A 22,587-nucleotide genomic window follows, 5' to 3' on the forward strand; every position below is an offset into this window, starting at 1 on the left:
ATTATTCTATAGAGAAGGGAATACTAGCAAGAATAATAGGGTTAGTTTATTTCTATACTATCTAGATTTGATATAAAACATAGTTATTAGTAATTGAAAAGATGGCTAAAAAGATAAGTTTTGTAGCAGTCTTTTTCTTAATTCTTCCTTCCTATCTGTATACATTTGGATGAATTCATTCTTTTTATAAACTTTATTTAGTAAATTCCTATTTAGATAATAATCCAGTTCCTCGTTAGAATTATATCTTTTTAATAACCAATCATCGAAATACTTATTATTTTTTTCTGTATTAGGAATGCCTTCTAGTAATTGTAAATTTACAATTGTATCGATGTGTTCAACAATAAATGTTATTTCTTCTTCTGAATAACCTATTTCTCTTAAATTCTTTTTATTTTTATATTTGCTTGAAGGGAATATATGATCTTGGTGAAACTTATTTTTTAAATCTATGGCTGGAAAAATTACCGATAAAAGTGTGAAAGAGTACTTTCCAATTTTTGTATCTAGTAAATAATCAATGTCTTCATCCGTTAGGATTAAAGATTTGTTTGTATCTCTAACTTTAAGAAGTTTTGACAATGGGAACCCTTCGGATAAATCCTGCATATTTTCTCTCATTTTAAGTAATATTGAGTCTGGAGTTCCTCCAAAGATTCTTTTTAACAAAGAAATCTGAACAAAATATTTTATTTTATTCCTATCATTTAAGTATCTATCAGCTTCTAAATAGTTATTTGGGCAATCAATTTTGTATAGGTAATAAACAACAGGGATGATTACACTATTAGCAATTAAAGTATCTCCATTAAACCCAAAATTTGAAAGTAAATTCACTGCTAAAGATATTGCTTTTTTTGTCTTTTCCCAGTTAGTTTCGATTAGGTTTGTGGTTTGTTTGTCAAAATTGGAAGCTCTAAATTTAATATTCTTTTTATCAGTTAACACTAAAGCAGCCTTTAAAATATTATCTTTGTTAAAATTGAAACCGTTTCCTATCATATTTAGTTCATCAACTAATGAATAAATTTCTTCTCGAGCATTCAGATTTTGCCATTTAGCAGTCGCTAAAGAAAGCAAAAGGTCAGAATAAGTTAGCGTAGTACCACCGCTATTCATTCTGATAAAGATATCTAAAACCTTATCAATTTCTTGTGAGTTTTCTTCATAATATGCCAATATATCTTTTTCCATCATTTGATGTAAAGTTCCTAAAGAATTCATAATATAACTTGTTTTTTCAACGGATTCATTAGGAAAATTTTTCCGATAAAGCTCTTGATATCTAGCAATCACAGTAAACATTTCACCTACTTCAAATTGCAAAATATCGGAGACAGGGTACCAAAGAGTATCTTCGGTAAAATCTTCTGCTTCCTCATTAGTTAAAAATCTAAAATCAAATTGAACATCTTTGTTGGTATCTAAATTTGGAGAAACGATATTTAAATAAAGCTGTCTCGAAGGATAAGCATTGTCATTATTTTTCCATGCTCCTTTTATTTTGTAGCTGTAGGTACCTTTCAAAGCTATATAGATAGATGTTATTCTTTGTTGCCCATCTAGTATTGCTGTAACACTATCTTTATGTGAAATATTGATTTTTGTATTATGTCTAGCATCTCTTTGATGGTATTCTTTTAATATGTTATAAAATTCATATTTATTTATATTTTCATTTTGGACGTTCCAAAATAAGAACGAGCCGATGGGATATCCTTTCATAATGGAATCGAATAATCTTTCAATTTGTTCTGGTTTCCATACAAATTCTCTTTGAAGCGCAGGTAGTACATATTCATTGTTATCTATTTTCTTAATTAAATTTTTTATAGTGAAATTTACGTAACCCATTTTGAGAATCTCCTTTAACATTATTTAATTAATTTTACCACATAAAATACAAAAATATTGAATCTATTTTTATTATACAAATTTGTTATCTGGATTCTATAAGGTAATATAAATCGAAATTTCTACAGGTTTATCCATTAGAATATCTATTCATAAATATGAAATAATTACAATGGAGATTCATTTTAGAAAAAGTGGATATCCATGTGAAGCTAATCGAATCAAGTATAATTTAAATAAATTGAAATTATTCAGCAGAAAATTGGTTCGTTATGTAAAAGATTACCTTTTTAATAATGTTTTCTTGAAAGTATTCACCAAATTTTGATTATTAGTTGATACCTTTTTCTATTTTCTTTATGATTTTTCTCAAAAGTCCGAGTTCAGTCCAACTCCCAAGAAAATAAGGAACTTACTAAATCGTTGATTTAACAACGTTTAGCAAGTTCCTTTTTAATGGAGACGGCGGGAGTCGAACCCGCGTCCAAACATATTGCCACTTAAATCTCTACGTTCATAGACACTCATTTAAAGGTTCGCTTTACAGCGTGCCGAGTGACAGGCATTCTGTATTGCTAGTCTGGTAAGCTCTTCTAAATTTTACAGACGGAAAAATTTAGCGTATCCCACTTCGATTAGGACCCTGACCCGAGCACATGGGCGATACCGGGAGGATCTTCGCTAGCTGGTTTTTAGGCAGCTAAAGCGAAAGAATTGTTTTCGTTTTTAGCAGTTATATTTAACTGTAACGTTTTAACGTAGCCGTAACCTACGAAACGCAATTCAAGCTCAACTATGCCTGTCGAATCCGTAACGCCCCCGAAATAACATAAGTATCCCTTGATACTTATCAAAGTATAGCATAAATTCCTTGTTTTTTCAAAGAGTAGGATAACACTCTGTTAGATATTCATAAAAAGAGGAAGGATGAACCGTAACTCAGTTCATCCTTCCTCTTTTTATGAAAGTGTGTGGGTATGTTTTGTAATCCATTGTTGCAAACGGATATTCAACCAAAAACCATAAATTCCTAAAGTAATTATAGTTAATAAAAGCCATTTAATCCAATGACCGAATAATTGCATAGCTGTACCATCAAAATAAAGGCGTTTACCATCAATAACGGTATGCTTGATTTTCCAGTTGTACATCATACAAATTCCCCAAGGTGCGCAAATGCCTAATGTAAAGACAGTAATCAAGGTTGCTAAAATTGAAGTCCCGATATACGTTGCTAAACCACCGTCAAAATATGAATTTTTCATTCTTTTCCTCCTTAACTCATAAACTTTATTATAACAAGAATAAATGGCCTGGGAAACAAAATGAGGATGAAATAAGTATTTTTATTCATTATTGATGTGAAATATGTTATTTATGCAACTCAAACTTGGCAGCATTAGATATTTTGTAACAAATGTTATCTAATGTAACTACCATAATAAAACGTTTTCCTTAGGAAGTGAATTAGAAATTTAAAAAAAAGGCTACTTAAATGAGCATTAATATTGTACGAGACATATCTTTTTGCTATTGTCAACTTCTGAAAAAGACCACTAAGTGGAAAAAATAAGAGAAAAGAAAGGTGAATAATTTTTTATGACAAAAAGTGTAAAATTTTTAGTGTTACTGTTGGTAATGATTCTACCAATTGCGGAGGCGTTATTGATTGGTCCAATTTCGTTTGGCGCCGAATTGAGCAAAAGTCCAATCGTTGACAAAGTAGAATTGGATCATACTACTTTATATCAAGGAGAGATGACCTCCATTAAAGTATCTTTTAGTGACAAAGAGAATCAGAAAATAAAACCTGGAGATACTATTACTTTAACTTTACCAGGTGCATTAGTTGGAATGACCGAGAACGATGGCTCACCACGAAAAATCAATTTAAATGGTTTAGGGGAAGTTTTTATCTATAAAGATCATGTTGTAGCAACATTTAACGAAAAAGTTGAATCTTTACATAATGTGAATGGGCATTTTTCTTTCGGGATTAAAACGCTTATCACCAATAGTTCGCAACCGAATGTGATAGAAACGGATTTCGGAACAGCAACGGCGACTCAACGTTTGACGATTGAAGGAGTGACTAACACAGAGACTGGCCAAATTGAGCGAGACTATCCGTTTTTTTATAAAGTAGGCGATTTGGCTGGAGAGTCAAATCAAGTACGTTGGTTTTTAAATGTGAACCTCAATAAATCCGATGTCACAGAAGATATTTCAATTGCGGATCGACAAGGAAGTGGTCAACAATTAAATAAAGAGAGTTTTACATTTGATATTGTGAATGACAAAGAAACTAAATATATTTCACTTGCCGAGTTTGAGCAACAAGGTTATGGCAAAATTGACTTCGTAACAGATAATGACTTTAATTTACGTTTTTATCGGGATAAAGCACGCTTTACTTCCTTTATCGTCCGTTACACTTCGACAATCACAGAAGCAGGCCAACATCAAGCAACATTTAAAAATAGTTATGACATCAATTATCAACTAAACAATCAAGACGCAACGAATGAAAAAAATACATCACAGGTTAAAAATGTTTTTGTAGACGGTGAGGCAAGCGGCAATCAAAATGTGGAAATGCCAACAGAAGAAAGTCTAGACATTCCTTTAGAGACAATAGAAGAATGGGAACCAAAGACACCTACTTCGGAACAGGCAACAGAAACAAGTGAAAAGACAGACACAACAGAAACCGCAGAAAGCAGCCAACCAGAAGTTCATGTCTCACCAACAGAAGAAGAAAATCCAGATGAAAGTGAAACACTAGGCACGATTGAGCCAATCATACCTGAAAAACCAAGTGTGACAACTGAAGAGAATGGCGCAACAGAAACGGCAGAAAGCAGCCAACCAGAAGTTCATGTCTCACCAACAGAAGAAGAAAATCCAGATGAAAGTGAAACACTAGGCACGATTGAGCCAATCATACCTGAAAAACCAAGTGTGACAACTGAAGAGAACGGCACAACAGAAACCGCAGAAAGCAGTCAACCAGAAGTTCATGTCTCACCAACGGAAGAAGAAAATCCAGATGAAAGTGAAACGTTAGGTACAATTTCACCAATTATTCCTGAAAAACCAAGTGTGACAACTGAAGAGAACGGCACAACAGAAACGGCAGAAAGCAGCCAACCAGAAGTCCATGTCTCGCCAACAAAAGAAATTACTACAACTGAGAAAAAACAGCCATCCACAGAAACAACTGTGGAGACAAATAAAACTATTACATCAAAAAATCAACCACAAATACTAAACGTTCCATTAAATACATTGAAAAATGAAGGAAGCCCACAATTGGCTCACCAACTGCTTAGTGAACCAATTCAAAAATTAAATGAAGCAAACGGGCAACGAGAACTTCCCAAAACAGGCACAACAAAAACACCGTTTATGCTAATAGCAGGAATACTGGCAAGTACATTTGCCGTTTTAGGTGTAAGTTATCTACAAATCAGAAAGAATTAACAATAGAAAAGCCATCCAACTTTCGCTGGGGGGCTTTTCTATTATCTGGAGATAAATTGCTGATAGGCGCCAATCAAAAACTATGCTACAGTAAGGTATGTACTGCTCGAAAAGGAGGGAGTAAATGACTAAAAAAATATGGTCGCACTTTCGGAAAAGCTTCACTTGGTACATTTTGATTGGCGTGATTGTTTCATTATGTAGTGCTTTAGCAATTTATTTTTTCAACAGTTGTTAGATCATTATCAAAAAAGTTTCCAACTAGGGTTGTTAGTAGCGTATGGAACGACAATTATTTTAATTCCGCTATTGTCTTACTGTGAACAGAAACCGAAAGCTTACTTAACTAATGGCATCTATTTCTATTTGAAGAAATTAAGTTTAATAAAAATGAGCAAGATTTCCTATGAAGAATATCTAAAACTGGGAGCGGGAGCTTTACTACAAAAAGTAGAAGTTGGTGCAGCAGCTGGGAGAAATATCCACTTGAATTTTTATGGGCGCTTATTTCGAGAGTTAATTCCAGAGACGTTATTTAATTTATTTTTCATAGCATTGATTGATAAAAAATTATTACCAGCAATTCTAATTGGTTATGTGATTGTATTTATTTTAACCAAAATACTTTTGAAAACGCTACAAAAAATGAAAGAAAAAACACTTATTTCTGAAGAAGCAATGAATGCTACTTTGATACGAGGGATGACAGAACTAGTAACTTTTAGAATTAATCGAAAATATAAAAAAGAGATTGAAAATTACGCGTTAATGGCAGAGGAAAATAGTCAAAATATAACAAAAATGACTATGATCCATGAATTTTTCTTTGGCTTTTTTGCCTTGTTAGTTGCACTTATCAAAGTAAGTATTGTCGTACTTAGTTTTACTAACGTCGTGACGCTAAGTTTAGGTGGACTTGTAGCGATAGTGATGTATATCGATCGAATTTATACGCCGATAGCCATATTTAATGTTTTATTTGTTCAATATAATTTGGATAAAGTAGCCTATCAGCGCTTGGAAGATTTTTATAAAAAAGAAGATGATCCTGACTTAGCGGTTCCAGGCAAAGCGTTACCTGAAATTCAAACAATTTCATTAAAAGAGGTGTGTTTTAGCGTAGATAGTCAAACGATTATGTCCCAACAAAATCGACAATTTTCAATGAACAAAACCTATGGCTTGATTGGAAAAAGTGGGACAGGCAAATCTACCCTGATTAAATTGATTTTAGGATTATTGAAGCCGACAGAGGGGACAGTTTATGTGAATCAATTTCCTCTAACACAATTCAATTTGGAAGATTATTATGAAAAAGTTTTTTATTTATCTCAAGATGTGCCAATATTTCAAGGAACGTTGAAAGAAAATATTGTATTTAATCAAGAAATTTCTGATGAACAAGTAATTGAAGCTATGTATCGTTTTCAGTTGGGGGAACTTTATGAACGGTTACCGGAAGGCTTAAACACTATTGTGAGTGAAAAAGGAATGAATTTTTCTGGTGGCGAGAAACAACGGATTGCTTTTACACGCTTAGCATTTACACAAGCAGAGATCCTTATTTTAGATGAGGCGACTTCTGCATTGGACGAAAAGACCGAAGAAAAAGTGTTACAAGAAGTACAAAAATTTACCCATAATAAGTTGACTATTTTGGTTACTCATCGACCTAAAACCCTGCGATTTGTAGATGAAATTATTGATTTAAATGAGTGAACTTGTTAGCTCTTTGGCGCTTCTTTTGCTACACTTTTTATAAGAATTGAGAGAAAGGGGCAACTGTTGATGAATAATAATGAGCAAGAATTAGCGGAATTTTGGGATGAATTTGCAGAAGAATATGAAGAAATTCAACAAGAATCGCCATTTCCAATTGCTCGAGAATTACGTGATTTCTTGGTCCAAGAAGGCATTTTTCCGTGTCAGACATTTCTGGATATCGCAGGTGGGACGGGACGATATTTACCTTTTTTTCAAGAGCAAGTCACGGAGTATACGCTAGCCGATATTTCTCAGAGAATGTTGGAGATTGCGGAAGCAAAAGCACAAAGCAACGTTGTTTTTCTTCACCAAAGCCAAGAAAGACTGATTGAGACTGGGAAAAAATTTCAAGTCGTTTTTTCAGCGATGAATCCTGCTTTGGATACGCCGGAAAAAGTTAATGCATTGTGCCAATTAAGTGAGGAATGGTGTCTTATATTTCGGCTAGTGGAAGAGCAAGATTCGTTATTTTCTCCTTTTGAGCAAGAGAGCAACCCGCAGTTAAATTGGATGGCAAAATACAAAGCATTTCTAAAAAAAGAACAGCGACCTTTTTTCACAAAAAAATTTTTCTTTGAAGCATCAGAAGCTATTTCAAAAGACTTTTTCCGCAACTATTTTGAAGAACAATGGTCAGTTCCAATTTTAGAACAACGCGTACAAGAAATTTTTGGTTCTCATGAAATTAAGCAAAATCAGCGTACCATTATTTATGAATTAATTGTTATTCCATGTAAAAAAACAACCAGCGATGACTGATTATCGCTGGTTGTTTTTCGGTTATTTAATTGTGCGAAAGCTTTTTCTGGAATCTCTTTTTTATCAATTTTGACAGGAGATTGGATGATTCTTTTTTTACTAATGGTTGCTTCTATGTAAGCATTTGGTTCCAAAGGTTGAGGATTTTTGTCTGTCCGTTCGTAGTCCATAACTTGCGTTTTTCCATTACTTTTAACAAAAGTTAGTCGATAGTGTAAAGAATATTGGCCATCTATGCTTTTTTGATTGTCATCTACTGTTTGTTTTCGTTCAGGAATTTCTAGAGGAACTTGTGCATAGGCTTTTTCACCCTTATATGTATCTGCATAATAACGATAGCCTGTATAACCACCAACAATAAATAAGCCAATAAATAAAATAGCGCCGATTTTTTTCATTTTTTCTCCTCCTAACAATTTACAAAAATAGCATAGCAAAAGAAGAAGGAGATGGAACATCGAAAAAACGAACAGTTATCTTACAAAACTGTTCGTTTTTTTGGTCTATTTAGCTTTCATCAGAGAGTAGAAAGGAATCATTTTTATTACGATAACTAAAGAAAATAACAAAGTACAATAGGCCTGTTAAAAGAGTAACGCCTAACGAATTTGTAAATAAGATGCCAATAAAGATGAGTCCTAAAATGATTAAAGCAAGGAGATTAATACTTTTTTCAAAGAGAGACCCTCGTTTTAAAGACAGAACAAACGCCGCAGCGCTAATTAAAATCCAAATTAGCAAGACAGTGTAAGAGAGAGAACCGGCTAAGTAACCAAATAATTCATCGCCAACAAAATAAGAAAGAATAACGCCCAGATATAAAACACTGGCGCAGAAGAAAACTGAACGTTGAGGTACTTGGTGCTTGTTTAAAACCGCTAGTTTACTCATGGGTCCTTTTTTATCTTTTAAGCGAAAATATAAAAGGCGAGAAGAGGCGTATACCCCAGAATTAATAGAAGAAAACAAGGCTAAAATAATCACAAAATTTACGATGTCAGCAGCAAAAGGAATATTCATTTTTTCAAAAACCATAACAAATGGACTCACCGTTGTGCCTGCTAAGGTATTCCAAGGGAAAATAATCAAAAGTAAGAATAATGGAATGATATAGAAGGAAATAATCCGTCCCATCACACCACGAATCGCTTTAGGAATGGCTTTTTTAGGATCATCTGCTTCACTGACAGTAATCGCGATTAATTCTGAACCGCCATAAGAATAAATAACTACTAATAAAGAATTAACAATACCTTTCATGCCATGTGGGGCGAAGCCACCATGCTTGGTGATACTTTGTAAAGTAGGGAAGACACCACTGCCTAGCATTTGTTGTCCCACCAGATAAACACCAAAAATAATTAACAAAATGATGACACTAATTTTAGCAAACGCCAACCAATATTCTGTTTCTGCAAATAAACGAACCGAGTAAAGATTAATGAGCGTCGTTAAAATAGCTAAAATGAAAACAAAAAACCAAGCAGGAATATTAGGAAACCAAAGTTGTAAAAAGGAAGCTGCGGCAACCGCTTCTGCGATAATATTAATTGTCCACATGGAATAATAAACCCAATCAATAAAATCAGCAGAATGTGCACCTAAAAATGGTCGAACTAAGCCAGACAAACCATGATGTGTGTCTCCGCCATCTAAAACAAGTTTTCCTAAACCACTCATGACGATGAAGAGAACAGCACCGCCAATTAGAAAGGCGATTAAAACAGAAGGACCAGCAATACCAATTGCTTCGCCACTTCCTTTAAAAAGACCTGCGCCAATCGCTCCCCCTAAGGCTAACATCGTAATGTGGCGCGAGCTTAATTGTTTTTTTAAGGTTGTTTGTTGTGTTTCACTCATAGGATTCTCCTTTAATTGAAAAAAATAATATGAAAATAACTTTCTTTATTATATACAATTTTCTGACAATTACAACTATTCTGTCAATGAAAATGAAAAAATAAGTGAAAAATATTATGAAAATAAAAAAATTGAGCAATTTAAGTGATTAAAATTGCTCAATTTTTTTATTAATTTTTATTTTTTAATAGAGTCATAATTGTTAATGGAACAGTAATGACTACATAGCCGATGATACTAGCCACTACTAAATAAGCTATAGGACTCGAGAAATTAAATAAGTCCGTTAAAAGTATTGCGACAATCATTGAAATAGCATAACAAATGAATAATTGAATAAACCGCTTTGCAGACAAAAAATCACCTCTTCCTAATTAGTTAAAGTCTCTTTTCAATCATTTAGTATACACCTGAAAAGAAGAATAAACTATCATTAATTAAAAGAAAAAGTGAAACCACTAGCGGATTTTTTGTTCAGCTGATTATCTTAAGAATTAGAAAATGGGCCATAAGTCATTTCGACTTATGTCCCATTTTCATTTATGACGTTGGCTTCGTGTAAATTGAGAAGTCTCGTCTTCTCTAGTGGTTGGTTGCTGTGTTCGTTGTACGGTTTGCTTTTCCGGCTCGCTCTTTTTTGCAACATCAGTCACAACATTTGGCTTCTGAGAAGGGGGAACGGTTGTTTTTTTGTTTGAAGTTGGCGTAGTTCTTTTTGCTTCTTTCTTTTGTTTCTTTTTATTATTTTTATCATTTCCAGTGACTGTCAAATAGATAATCAGAAAAATCATTAGGATCGTTGCAACAATTAATAGAATAAACATGTTAAATGAAATGAACATGCATGGCCCTCGTTTCTCGTTTTTTCTTAGTTTACCAAAATTTCAAAATTTCGTCACTCTTTTCTTCAGAAAAAACGAATTTCAAAGGGGTTAAAAGAAACTTTTATAAAAAAGCCTCCTTTTTTGTGTGAAAATGCACAAAATTTCTGGAATCGTTTGCTGTTAAAACCAGATACTGGTAAAATAATTATTGTATAAGAATCATTTTAAAAAAGATTTTTGTTACAAATAACGTATTTGTTGAAAAGGCACTGTGAAGTAGTTAGAGACGACAGCCAAGTGACTTTTAATGACAGCCGCCCAATTAATTTCATGGAGCCTTTTCGTAGAAAACGAGGAGGTTATTTTGCGTGAAAGTGAGTATATTTTCGACATGCGTGGTGGATTTACTTTTTCCAAATGTAGGGCAAGCAATGGTAGAGGTTTTGGAACGATATGGCTGTGAAACGGTTTTACCAACAAGCCAAACGTGTTGTGGTCAGCCAACGTACAATAGTGGCTATGTGACAGAGAGCACGACAACGCTTAAGAATCAAATTGATAGTTTTGACGGTGCCGATTATGTGGTGGGACCTGCGGGGTCTTGTGTCGGCATGATGAAAGAATACCACAAATTTTTAGCAGATGATCCTATTTATGGACCAAAAGCACAACGTTTAGCTGAGCGAACTTATGAGTTTAGTCAGTTTCTTTATCGTGTCTTAGGGGTCAAAGATGTTGGCGCAACGCTATATGGGAAAGCCACTTATCATCGTTCTTGTCATATGACGCGAATTTTAAATGAACGAGAATCACCCTTTGTTTTGTTGGATCATGTGAAAGGATTAGAAATGATTCCTTTAGGACATCTTGAAAATTGTTGCGGATTTGGCGGAACGTTTTCAGTGAAAATGCCAGCTATTTCTGAACAAATGGTGACGGAAAAAATGAACGATGTGATTGATACAGGCGCAGAAATTTTAATTAGTGCGGATATGGGTTGCCTGATGAATATCGGGGGTAAATTCAATCGTGATGGGAAAAAGATTAAGATTATGCATATTGCAGAAGTCCTTAATCACGAAGTGGATGAAGCACGCATGGACCAACCGCAAATCATATCGGTAGGGTAAGGGGGAAGAACTGTGGGATTATCAACGAGCAATAAGCCGTTAAGTGAACGAATTGAAGAAAGTAAAAAAGATGTGTTTATGCAAAAGGCTGTCGCCAAAGCACAAGATGCCCAATGGGAGAAACGAGAAGGTGCGCGGGAAGCTTTAGGCAATTGGCCACAATGGCGTGAACTGGGAGAACAAATTCGCCAACATACCATTCAATATCTGCCTGACTATTTAGAAGAGTTCAGTGATAACGTTGCCAAACGAGGTGGCAAAGTCTTTTTTGCTCAAACCGCCGAAGAGGCCAATGAATATGTGAAACAAGTGGTTCTAGAAAAAAGGGCGAAAAAAATTGTGAAATCTAAATCAATGGTGACGACCGAAGTCGATATAGATCCAATGTTATTGGGATTAGACGATGTTAGTGTGATGGAAACAGATTTGGCGGAATTCATTTTACAAATGGATGACTGGGATGAGCCGTCACATATTGTTTTCCCAAGTATTCATAAAAATCGCGAACAGATTCGTCAGGTTTTTGCGAAAAAATTAGGGTATCAAGGAGATAATGACCCGGTAAATTTGGCACGCTGTGCACGAGAAGTGATGCGCAAATTCTTTTTGGAAGCGGAGATTGGCATTACAGGTTGTAATTTCGCTATTGCGGATAGCGGCTTAATTAACTTAAATACAAATGAAGGAAATGCTGATTTGACCATCAGTATTCCTAAGACACAAATCGTGTTAATGGGAATGGAAAGAATCGTACCAACAATGCGTGAAGCAGAGGTTTTAGATAACCTTTTAGCCAGAAGTGCCGTTGGTCAAAATTTAACAACGTATGTGACGTTTGCTGGGCAAAAAAATGCGGATGAATCCGATGGTCCGGAAGAATTTCACGTAGTCATTTTGGATAACGGGCGTTCAAAAGCTTTAGGAACAGCCTTTCAGCCAGTCTTACAGTGTATACGTTGTGGGTCTTGTCTGAATGTTTGTCCGGTCTATCGCCATATTGGAGGGCACGGTTATGGCTCTATTTATCCAGGACCAATTGGTGCTGTGCTTTCTCCAATTTTAGGTGGATATAAACAGTTTGGGGAATTGCCTTATGCGTCTAGTCTTTGTGGGGCATGTACGGAAACGTGTCCTGTGAAAATTCCATTGCACGAATTATTAATTGAACATCGTAAAGTGATGACCGATGATCTGAAAATGAAACATGGATTTGAAGATTTCCAAATGCGTATGGTAGGTAAAGCCACTGGTTCACCAGCAATGTTTAAAGCAGCCATGAAAGTCGATCATGCTGCAGCGGGCATTTTAAGTAAACAAAAAGACATTACTGTTGAAAACATGTACAATCATGGGGGCTACCTTGATAAAGGACCAGGGTTAGTAAAAGGTTGGACCGATGTTCGTGATTTGCCAAGACCACCAAAATCTTCAGAAAACTTCAGAAGTTGGTTCAAAAAACATCAAGAAGGTGAAAAAAATGACTAACGAAGCGATTCAAAATCGAGAACCTTTTTTACAAAATCTACGAGAAAAATTAGGCGTAGAAAAACAGCCTGTTTCGGCCCATCCATTTGAGCCAGTTAATCATTTACCAGAAGAACAGTTGGCAGATAAAACACCAGCAGAGCTATTAACGATTGTGAAAGAACGTGTGGAAACGATTCACACGAACTTAGTGGAAACCACACAAGAAAATTTACTGACGACGATTCAGCAAATTGTTGCTGAGTTTGGTGGGGGCAATCTTTTATTGCCAACAGATGCACGTTTTGAAGCCTATGGATTAGCTGATTTAGCTAAGTCATTAGAGGCTGTTTCTGTTAAGCAATGGCAACCTGGAAGTGAGCAACGAGAAGCGAATATTCAAACAGCTGCTCAGGCAAATATCGCGATTGCCTTTGCTGAGTTTTTACTAGCTGAATCAGGAACGATTGTGGTGGAGTCCAATGCGGGACAAGGCAGAGCCTTACATTTTTTACCGAAGCATTACATTTCAATTATACCGTTTAGCAAACTCGTTCCACGTTCGACTCAGCCAGCAGCTTTTTATACAGAAAAAATAGAAAAAGGCGAAAAAATCGGCTCAGCGATTCACTTTATTTCAGGGCCTTCTAATTCAGGAGATATTGAAATGCAACTGGTTGTCGGGTTGCATGGTCCTTTAGAAGTTTGTTACGTGGTTGTGATGGATCGCTAAAACGCTAGAAGCATAATCAATTCAGCCCTTTTTAGAATTGATTGTGCTTTTTTTATGAGCAGGATCAAAAAAGTAAGAATCAAATTTGAAAGAAATACGTTTTTTTTCTGACCATTTTGTAAAAAAAGCGTACATAAAAATTAATTGAGTGTTAAGCACTATAGGATTGATTTACTTTGTGGTAGAATATGAGACATAAGATAATAAGGTTTTTGGAGGAATGAGTTTGAAATCAAAAGAATTAATTAAAACAGTCGTCTTTTTTGCCTGTTTAGCTTTGGGTCTGTTTTTACTGAGACAATTTGTATTTACGCCTGTCGTAGTGAGAGGTCATTCAATGGATCCAACGTTAGCAGATGGTGAACGGGTAATTACGTTAAAAAACACAGAAATTAATCGTTTCGATATTATTACTTTCCCAGCGCCAGATGAACCAGATAAAAATTATATTAAACGTGTGATTGGTTTACCTGGAGATACAATTGCGTACAAGGATGATACGTTGTACATCAATGGAAAAGAAGTTGACGAACCCTATTTAGATGAATTTAAAAAAGCCTTAACAGATGGTCAACCTTTGACAGGCGATTTTTCATTAAAAGAAAAAGTACCAGCAGATAGCTACTTTGTTTTAGGTGATAATCGACGGAATTCAAAAGACGGTCGTGTCATTGGTTTTATTCATAAAAAAGATATTTTGGGTGAAGTGAAATTTGTGATGTGGCCATTCTCACGGTTTGGTCCAATACCAGAAGTGTCAAAACAATAAAAGAGACAATGAGTAAAAGAGAAGGACGGAAATGTGTAAAAACAAACACATGTTTCCGTCCTTCTTTTGTGGTAAAATAAAGGCAGTGCAAAGGAAAAGGATGTGAAACCATGAGTGTGCAGTTTATTAGAGGAACCGCCGTGGCAGACTTAGAAGCGCCACTTATACAGGCGACAAAACAATGGCTAGAGGAAGACGCACAGCATGAAGTATTCTATTTAGTCCCGAACCATATTAAGTTTGAGCAAGAAATTCAAGTCTTGCAAAAGTTACGTCAATTACAGACAACTACGTCTGATTCAATAACCAGTACCCGTCTGCAGGTTTTTAGTTTTTATCGTTTGGCTTGGTACTATTTACAACATACACCTTTTTACTCGGCAGATGTTTTATCTGATGCAGGCGCTGCGATGATTTTCCGCAAAATTTTAGTAGAAGCAGAAGAAGAGTTACAAATTTTTAGAGGTGAAATTAACAAGCCCGGCTTTATTCAGCAACTATTTCAGCTTTATCAAGAAATGCGCGAAGGCAATATTGAGATTGCGGAGCTTTATCCATTTTTAGAAAAACAAACGGAGAACCCTAAAGGACAAGATTTACAACTTAAGTTTCAAGATTTAACGTTAATTTTTACGCGATTCCAATTACAAATGAGTCAGTATGGCTATGAATCAGCGGAGATTATTCAACATTTAAGCGAGTATTTACAAACGGTTGATTTGTCGAATGTTCAATTCGTTATTTCAGGCTATCAGCAGTTTACTGCCAGAGAATTAAAGTTGATTGAAGTGCTAATGGCGCAAGCAGGTTCTGTGAAAGTAGCCCTCGTATTGGACAAACAATATCCGCATGACTTACCTGATCCGCGGTCGTTATTTTATGAAGCGGGACAAACCTATCATCAGCTTTATCAACTAGCAAGGCAGAAGCAAATCCCGATTCTTTCAGATTATGTGGAAAAGAAAGAGGTATTAATTACAAATCCAGACTTGCAAGGATTAAACGATTATTGGATTCAATCGCAAGAACACCTGCCTCCATTAAGCACATCTGACTGGAGTGGCGATGGCTTATTTCTGTGGCGTGCTGAAAACGTTAAAGAAGAATTAACACATGTTGCAACCGAAATTCGCCGTTTAGTAGTGGAAGAAGGGTATCGGTACAAAGAAATTCAGGTGTTGACTCGTGATTTAGATTGTTATGAAAATTTATTAGAACCGATTTTTGCGGAACACGAGATTCCTGTTTATGTCGACCGAGATATGGCTATGGATCGGCATCCTTTAGTCGAATGGATTGAATCTTTATTTGCTATTCATTCGTACAATTATCGTTATCGCGATGTGCTCCGTTTTTTGAGAACGGAATTATTTATGCCAATGAATCAACTCGCTACTTCTGAAGAAAGCTTGACTGATTGGTTAAACCAACGGAACGCTTGGCGCAGAAAAGTTGATATTACCGAAAATGTGGTCCTGGCATACGGCTATGAAGGTTATTATTGGTCGCAAGAAAAAGATTGGGAATTTATTCGGTATGATTTTGAAGCGGAAGAGCAAGAAGATGTCGCTACGATGGAAGAAGAGTCAAATGCGATTCGTCAATCGCTTCAACGGCTGTTACCTAGTTACTTTCAAGCAATGATAAGTGCCAAAACTGGTTTGGAAGCAGCGACCGTCTTCTATCACTTTTTACTGCAAAGTGGTGTGGCAACACAATTAAAAATGTGGCGCTTACAAGCTATCGAAGCAGGTCAACTAGAAACAGCTCGTAACCATGAACAGACTTGGGATGCATTGATGTCGTTACTAGATGAATACGTCACTGTTTACGGAGAAAGTTCGTTTGATTTTACAACGTTTCAAGAAATATTTGTTAGTGGCTTGGAAGGTTTGCACTATAGTAAAGTGCCGACAGCGATTGACCAAGTACAAGTTCGCGCAATGGATTTAACTCGACCTGGCGCTGCCAAGGTTACTTTTGCTATTGGGATGACGGAAGAAATTTTTCCACAAAAGATTGAAAATAAAACACTGTTGTCTGATGAAGAACGTCAGACAATCAATGATACGTTAACGGAAAACCAATATTTACGTGGGACAACCGGACGCAAAATTGCGCAAGAACCTTATGTTGCGTATCTCGTCTTTTCTTCTGCGCGAGAACGGTTATATTTAACCTATCCAAGTGTTAAAGACACCGCTCAAGAAGTCAAACCGTCTCCTTATTTTAAAAATATCCAAAAAGATTTAAACTTGCCCGTTTTTGAAAAAAATGAAACAACCATTTTCGATGATGAAACGACCAGTTTAGCCCATATTAGTACGTATCGGACGTTAATCGGTGAATTAACGCGTTTGAAAAGACAACGGAAAGAAACACAAGAAGCATTGTTGCCTTTCTGGTTAAATATGGAAAAAGCGCTAATGAACCAATCAATTGCGCCGCTAGCCAAGCAAGTTTTCGAAAGTTTAACGCATCAAAATATTCCTGAAAAGATTGATGAGGTCTTAGCAGAACCTTTATATGGTAAAGATATTTATACGTCCGTTTCTCGGATGGAGAGTTTTTATCGCTGTCAGTATCAATACTTTTCTCGCTATGGCTTACGTTTGAAAGAAAGAGATGTCTTTGGGCTTTCGCCAGCAGCTACAGGGGAATTTTTCCATGAAGCATTGGATCAGTTCTTTAAATTATTGATTATGAATCAACGGAACTTATCTGAATTAACCGATCAGGAAGTCAATTTATTGGCGGAGGAAGTGCTAAATAGTATTTTAGGGGATGCGCGTTTTTCTGTATTAACGACCTCTAGTCGCATGAACTATATTCGCTATCAATTGAGTCAAACAATTAAAAAAGTCAGTTGGGCGCTGAAACGTCAAAGCCAACGAAGTGGCATGACGACTGTTCAAACAGAAGTGTTATTTGGCCAAATTGCCGCTAAAAAAGGAATTTCTGGTTTGGAATTACCATTAAAAAATCAAGGGAAAATTCATGTTCGGGGGAAAATCGACCGGATTGATCAATTGGTTACACCCGAATCAACCTATTTAGGTGTGATTGATTATAAATCGAGTCACCGTAAATTTAATATGACAGAAGCGTATTACGGCTTAGCCATGCAAATGCTGACGTACTTGGATGTGGCTTTAATGGATGCTGTGCAATTAGTTGGTCAAGAAGCTAAACCTGCTGGCTCACTTTATCTGCATGTACACAATCCTACATTATCTTATGAAGGCAAAGACGACATTGAACAACAAATGCTTAAAAAATATCAGTTTGATGGTCTTTTGATGAAAGACCCAGATTTATTGGATCATTTAGATACGAGTCTGCAAGCTAAACAAAGTTCGTTGCTGTTTCCGATTGAAGAATCCGCCAAAGAACAAATTAAACCTGGTCGTCGCCAAGAAGATAAATTTGTGACAGAACCAGAATTAGGCGCGTTGCTTTCCCATAACCGAAATAAATTTATTGAAGCGGGGAATCAAATTATTGGCGGCGAAGTTCAACTTAATCCCGCTTATCAAGGCAAGGAACGGATTGCTTGTCGCTATTGTCCGTTTCGAAGTGTCTGTGATTTTGATGTGATGCTAAAAGAAAATAATTATCATCGTATTGAGAATTTATCCAAAGAGGAAATTATGGCGCGCTTGTTAAACAAAGATGAGGAAGGAGCAACCGAAGATGAGTAAAACAATTCCACTACGTCCAGCCAATGAGCAATTCACCGACAGTCAATGGCAAGCGGTGTTTGATGGCGATGAAAATATCTTAGTTTCTGCTTCGGCTGGCTCAGGAAAAACCACTGTTTTAGTCCGCCGTGTCATTGAAAAAGTCAAAAGCGGCGTCGATATCGATCGTCTCTTGATTGTGACGTACACTGAAGCCGCCGCCCGTGAGATGAAAGAACGTATCCAAGTGGCTTTACAAAAGGCAATGAATGAAGAACAAGATCCAGAAAGAAGACGGCATTTTTCTCGTCAAATTGCTCTTTTGCCAACAGCCAATATCAGCACGTTACATGCCTTTTGTTTAACTGTTATTCGTCGTTTTTATTATTTAATTGACATAGATCCAGTTTTTCGGATGTTAACAGATGAAACAGAAACATTGTTATTAAAAGAAGATGTTTGGGATGCATTACGTGAACAATTTTATGCGGAAAATCAAGAAGAATTTTACCAATTAACAGCGAATTTTTCCAATGATCGTAGTGATGACGGACTCACTAACTTAATTTTTTCTTTTTATGAATTTGCCAAAGCCAATCCTGATCCAGAGGCGTGGATTAATGGCTTAACACAAGCCTACGAAGTAGGGGATCAGCTAGGCGAATCAACGTTATTTCAGACGTATTTAAAACCGCTAGCCGTTGAGACGTTACAACGAACTCTTCAGCGTTACGAAGAAATGGTGACCTTAACAGAGGGCGAAGAGAAACTTCAAAAGATTTGGTATTTAGCTCAAAATGAAAAGGAACAAACAAAACAATTTTTACAATTTTTAGAGAGAAATGATTTAGAAAGCGCCTATAATTTGACTGAATTGTTAAGCTTTGACCGCTACCCAACGGTTCGTGCCGAAGAGTTGAAACCAACCGCGGAACAAGCCAAACAGTTACGAGAACAAAATAAAAAAGCGTTAAATGATTTGAAAAAGCAACTGTTTACACTTTCTCCAGATGCCATGAAACAAGTCTTGAAAGAGGCCACGCCCATTGTTCAAGAAATGGCTCACGTGGGGAAACAATTTATGGAGGCCTATGGCACAGAAAAACGGCTTAAAAATTTAGTGGATTTTAACGATTTAGAACATTATACGTTAGCTATTTTAGCGAAAAATCAGGCAGATGGCTGGCATGCATCAGAAGCCTCTCTTTACTATCGCGAAAAATTTGATGAAGTGTTAGTCGATGAATACCAAGATATCAATCAATTACAAGAATCTATTTTGTATTGGTTGCGCCGCCCGCTTAGCGCAGAAGGAAACCTTTTTATGGTAGGGGATGTGAAACAGTCTATTTATTCTTTCCGCTTGGCAGATCCTACGTTGTTTATTGAAAAATACAATCAGTATGGGCAAGGCAAAGAGGGCAAACGAATTATTCTAGCTGAAAATTTTCGTTCCCGCAAAGACGTTTTAGACTTTACGAATTTAGTATTTAGTCAATTAATGGATGAGCGAGTGGGCCAAATTGCTTACGATGAGTCAGCCGCTTTGCTTCATGGCTTTGATCAATTTTCGGAGGCGGCTGATTATTCAACTGAATTGCTAATTTATGAAAAAAAAGCAACAGAATCAGTTGAATTTCCAGAATTACAATCCCCTGAGTTGTTGATTGAAGATAAGACAGAAGGGGAACTTTACGTTACTGCTTTGAAAATTCGTGAATTAATTGACCAAAATTTCTTAATTTATGATAAAAAGCTGAAAACGGATCGACCGATTACTTATCAAGATATTGTCTTATTAACGCCTACAAAGAAAAATAATTTAACTATTTTAGATGTTTTTAAATCATTAGAAATTCCAGTTCAAGTCAATGATGCTCAAAATTATTTCCAAGCAACGGAAATTCGTACAATGATTGCCTTGCTTCAATTGATTGATAATCCCTATCAAGACATTCCTTTGGCAGCTGTGTTACGTTCACCAATTGTTGGATTAAAAGAAAACGAATTAGTGCTTATTCGTTTGGCTAATAAGGAAACCAGTTACTACGAAGCATTTTTAACGTTTAATCAAAAGATGGAACCAACCATGGAGGAAGCAGTTGTTCAGGAAAAAACTATACGTTTTGCTGAATCATTAGAAAAATGGCGGGAACAGGCTCGACGCAACCAGATTAGCACCTTGCTGTGGACGATTTATCGAGAAACGGCCTACCTTGATTATGTTGGCGGGTTGCCTGTTGGCAAACAACGCCAAGCCAATTTATATGCGTTGGTCGATCGGGCCGCGGCGTATGAAAAAACAACCTTCCACGGATTATTTCAATTTGTTCGCTTCATCGAAAAAATGCAAGAAAAAGACAAAGATTTAGCAGAACCAGTCGTTTTAAGTGAAGAGAATGCCGTACGCGTCATGACGATTCACGCTAGTAAAGGGTTAGAATTTCCGGTGGTATTCGTTTTAGATATGACCAAAGAATTTAATGTCAGTGATTTGAATGAACGCTATATCTTTGAAGAAAATTTAGGGGTAGGCATTCGTTATTTACAACCTGAAGAACGAGTTATGTACGATACTTTACCATTTTTGGCGATTAAACAAGTACGATTGAGAAAATTACTATCCGAAGAAATGCGGAAGTTATATGTGGCGTTGACACGTGCAGAACAAAAACTTTTTCTGGTGGGCTCCTATAAAGACCAAGCGGCAATGTGGAAAGAGTGGCTGAAAGTTGGCGATGTGGAAACACTGGTGCTACCAGCTGAAAATCGCTTGCAAAGTAAAAGTAGTTTAATGAATTGGGTTGGGATGACATTGGTACGCCATCAAAAAGCCGATGAATATCAGCAAGAAGTAGTAGTAAGTAACGTTCCGCAAGTCAAAAAGCACCCAGCTAACTTTCATATTCAGTGGTTCAACGAAGAACAACTACGAGCAGCCATTCAGCAATTACAATTGCCAGAAAGACAAGCAGAGGATTTAGCCGAAAAAGCGCAATTATCTGCTGACAAAATCAATCGTGGTCTTGCACGGTTAAGTTTCAATTATCCGTTTGAAGTGGCTACTCGGACTACCAGTTATCAGTCTGTTTCTGAAATCAAGCGAGTATTTGATGACCCCGATAACAAAGAAATTGGTAAAATTGAGGTTCGGGAAGACAATACTATTCAAGCGCAACCGTTGATTGTCAATCGAATGATTGAAGGAGATTTAAGTAAGCCTAAATTTTTAGATACGGTTCAAGCGCCCTCAGCAGCTGAAATTGGGACAGCAACCCATTATTTATTACAACTAATTGATTTAAGTAAGCAACCTTCTTACGAGGAAGTGCGAGCTGTTCAAGAACGCTTAGTGGAAAATAAATTGATTTTACCAGCAATTGCTGAAAAAATGAATCTGGAACAAATCGTGGCCTTCTTTGACACCGCCCTAGGAAAACAATTGATTCAACACCATCAAACCGTTAGAAGGGAACAACCTTTTTCTATGCTGATTGAAGCAGAAGAGCTCATTCAAAATTATCCAGAAACGTCACAAGATGATTTATTAATTCATGGGATTATTGATGGCTATATCGAATTAGACAATCAATGCATTTTGTATGACTATAAAACCGATCATGTAAAAAGCACCTCTCCCCAAGCGATTTCTGAAATTGTCGAACGGTATCGCGGACAGATGAATCTTTATCGTAGAGCACTACAAGAGGCAACGCATAAAGAGGTGTCGCACGTCTATTTAATTTTATTAAATGGAGGAGTAATTATTGACATGCAGACAGGAAATGTTGTAGATTTTATAAAGTAGAAAAAATTAGAAGCAGAAACACTTACATTTTGTAAGGAATGTGCTATACTCATTGAAGAGGTGAGGAAGATGGAAAAAGTAAAAACAGAATCGTTTGTACTTTGTCCCAAATTTGAAAAATCATTTTCAATACTTGGTAAAAAATGGAATGGTTTAATTATTGATGTTTTATTAGAACGAGGTCCTCAACGTTTTGGCGAATTAAAAGAAAAAATTCCAATGTTAAGTGATCGTGTCTTAGTAGAGCGATTGAAGGAACTAGAAGCTGAAGGAATTATCACCAAAGCTGTTCGTTGCGGTGAAGGAAATCGCTTAGAATATTTCCTAACCGAAAAAGGCGAAGACTTGCAATTAGCAATGGAACAAATTCAACATTGGGCAGAAAAATGGGTAAAAGACGAAGAATGCAGTTGACCGCAAGCAAAACTTCTTGTAAACTAAACGTAATTAAATAAC

The 22,587-nt window shown here is 36.2% G+C and carries 15 protein-coding genes, 1 other RNA gene and 1 pseudogene; 10 read left to right on the forward strand and 7 right to left on the reverse strand.

Annotated features, from left to right (window positions below):
- Nucleotides 1–105: 105 nt before the first annotated feature.
- From IGJ37_RS04375 to IGJ37_RS04385, 3 genes are all read right to left on the reverse strand, one after another.
- Complete coding sequence (locus IGJ37_RS04375; RefSeq protein ID WP_002360605.1) at nt 106–1,857, reverse strand: DUF262 domain-containing protein; 1,752 nt, start codon at nt 1,855–1,857, stop codon at nt 106–108.
- A 454-nt stretch (nt 1,858–2,311) separates the two neighbouring features.
- Nucleotides 2,312–2,678, reverse strand: a transfer-messenger RNA (tmRNA) gene (gene ssrA, locus IGJ37_RS04380).
- Nucleotides 2,679–2,816: 138 nt separating this feature from the next.
- On the reverse strand, nt 2,817–3,122 hold the full coding sequence (locus tag IGJ37_RS04385; protein ID WP_002360604.1) for a DUF898 family protein: 306 nt from the start codon (nt 3,120–3,122) through the stop codon (nt 2,817–2,819).
- Between the two features lie 334 nt (nt 3,123–3,456).
- Between IGJ37_RS04385 and IGJ37_RS04390 the strand changes: the two genes are divergently transcribed.
- The 3 genes and pseudogenes from IGJ37_RS04390 to IGJ37_RS04400 all read left to right on the forward strand — a co-directional run bounded on the left by IGJ37_RS04390 (nt 3,457) and on the right by IGJ37_RS04400 (nt 7,863).
- A complete protein-coding gene (locus IGJ37_RS04390) occupies nt 3,457–5,340 on the forward strand; it encodes a collagen binding domain-containing protein (RefSeq protein WP_430598975.1) in 1,884 nt (627 codons plus the stop codon).
- Nucleotides 5,341–5,464: 124 nt separating this feature from the next.
- Nucleotides 5,465–7,059: pseudogene (locus tag IGJ37_RS04395) on the forward strand (ATP-binding cassette domain-containing protein).
- Between the two features lie 69 nt (nt 7,060–7,128).
- A complete protein-coding gene (locus tag IGJ37_RS04400) occupies nt 7,129–7,863 on the forward strand; it encodes a class I SAM-dependent methyltransferase (RefSeq protein ID WP_016634745.1) in 735 nt (244 codons plus the stop codon).
- Here the strand turns inward: IGJ37_RS04400 and IGJ37_RS04405 are convergent.
- From IGJ37_RS04405 to IGJ37_RS04420, 4 genes are all read right to left on the reverse strand, one after another.
- Complete coding sequence (locus tag IGJ37_RS04405) at nt 7,815–8,261, reverse strand: YxeA family protein (protein ID WP_325814718.1); 447 nt, start codon at nt 8,259–8,261, stop codon at nt 7,815–7,817. The genes IGJ37_RS04400 and IGJ37_RS04405 overlap by 49 nt on opposite strands.
- Nucleotides 8,262–8,370: 109 nt before the next feature.
- Nucleotides 8,371–9,723, reverse strand: a complete 1,353-nt coding sequence (locus IGJ37_RS04410) for an amino acid permease (RefSeq protein ID WP_002404447.1) — start codon at nt 9,721–9,723, stop codon at nt 8,371–8,373.
- A gap of 170 nt (nt 9,724–9,893) precedes the next feature.
- Entirely contained in the window at nt 9,894–10,079 is a 186-nt protein-coding gene (locus tag IGJ37_RS04415) for a hypothetical protein (protein WP_002358046.1), read from the reverse strand.
- Nucleotides 10,080–10,259: 180 nt separating this feature from the next.
- Entirely contained in the window at nt 10,260–10,547 is a 288-nt protein-coding gene (locus tag IGJ37_RS04420; protein WP_002393431.1) for a hypothetical protein, read from the reverse strand.
- 368 nt (nt 10,548–10,915) lie between these two features.
- Here IGJ37_RS04420 and IGJ37_RS04425 point away from each other — a divergent pair, with 368 nt between their 5' ends.
- The 7 genes from IGJ37_RS04425 (at nt 10,916) to IGJ37_RS04455 (ending at nt 22,545) form a co-directional block, all read left to right on the forward strand.
- A complete protein-coding gene (locus IGJ37_RS04425) occupies nt 10,916–11,677 on the forward strand; it encodes a (Fe-S)-binding protein (RefSeq protein WP_002360596.1) in 762 nt (253 codons plus the stop codon).
- A 12-nt stretch (nt 11,678–11,689) separates the two neighbouring features.
- Nucleotides 11,690–13,162: a LutB/LldF family L-lactate oxidation iron-sulfur protein gene (locus IGJ37_RS04430; protein WP_002360595.1), complete on the forward strand. Its 1,473-nt coding sequence runs from the start codon at nt 11,690–11,692 to the stop codon at nt 13,160–13,162.
- Nucleotides 13,155–13,874 carry a LutC/YkgG family protein gene (locus tag IGJ37_RS04435; protein ID WP_002361597.1) on the forward strand — a complete coding sequence of 240 codons (720 nt, stop codon included), beginning with the start codon at nt 13,155–13,157 and terminating at the stop codon, nt 13,872–13,874. The genes IGJ37_RS04430 and IGJ37_RS04435 overlap by 8 nt, the downstream gene beginning before the upstream one ends.
- A gap of 220 nt (nt 13,875–14,094) precedes the next feature.
- Entirely contained in the window at nt 14,095–14,643 is a 549-nt protein-coding gene (gene lepB, locus IGJ37_RS04440) for a signal peptidase I (RefSeq protein ID WP_002358039.1), read from the forward strand.
- A gap of 110 nt (nt 14,644–14,753) precedes the next feature.
- Nucleotides 14,754–18,344 (forward strand): PD-(D/E)XK nuclease family protein, encoded by a 3,591-nt coding sequence (locus tag IGJ37_RS04445; RefSeq protein WP_174120958.1) that lies wholly within the window; start codon nt 14,754–14,756, stop codon nt 18,342–18,344.
- Nucleotides 18,337–22,131 carry a helicase-exonuclease AddAB subunit AddA gene (addA, locus tag IGJ37_RS04450; RefSeq protein WP_325814719.1) on the forward strand — a complete coding sequence of 1,265 codons (3,795 nt, stop codon included), beginning with the start codon at nt 18,337–18,339 and terminating at the stop codon, nt 22,129–22,131. The genes IGJ37_RS04445 and addA overlap by 8 nt, the downstream gene beginning before the upstream one ends.
- Before the next feature lie 69 nt (nt 22,132–22,200).
- Entirely contained in the window at nt 22,201–22,545 is a 345-nt protein-coding gene (locus IGJ37_RS04455) for a winged helix-turn-helix transcriptional regulator (protein ID WP_002358035.1), read from the forward strand.
- Nucleotides 22,546–22,587 lie beyond the last annotated feature (42 nt).

The organism is Enterococcus sp. AZ104, assembly GCF_050546705.1.
GTDB classification, from domain to species: domain Bacteria; phylum Bacillota; class Bacilli; order Lactobacillales; family Enterococcaceae; genus Enterococcus; species Enterococcus faecalis.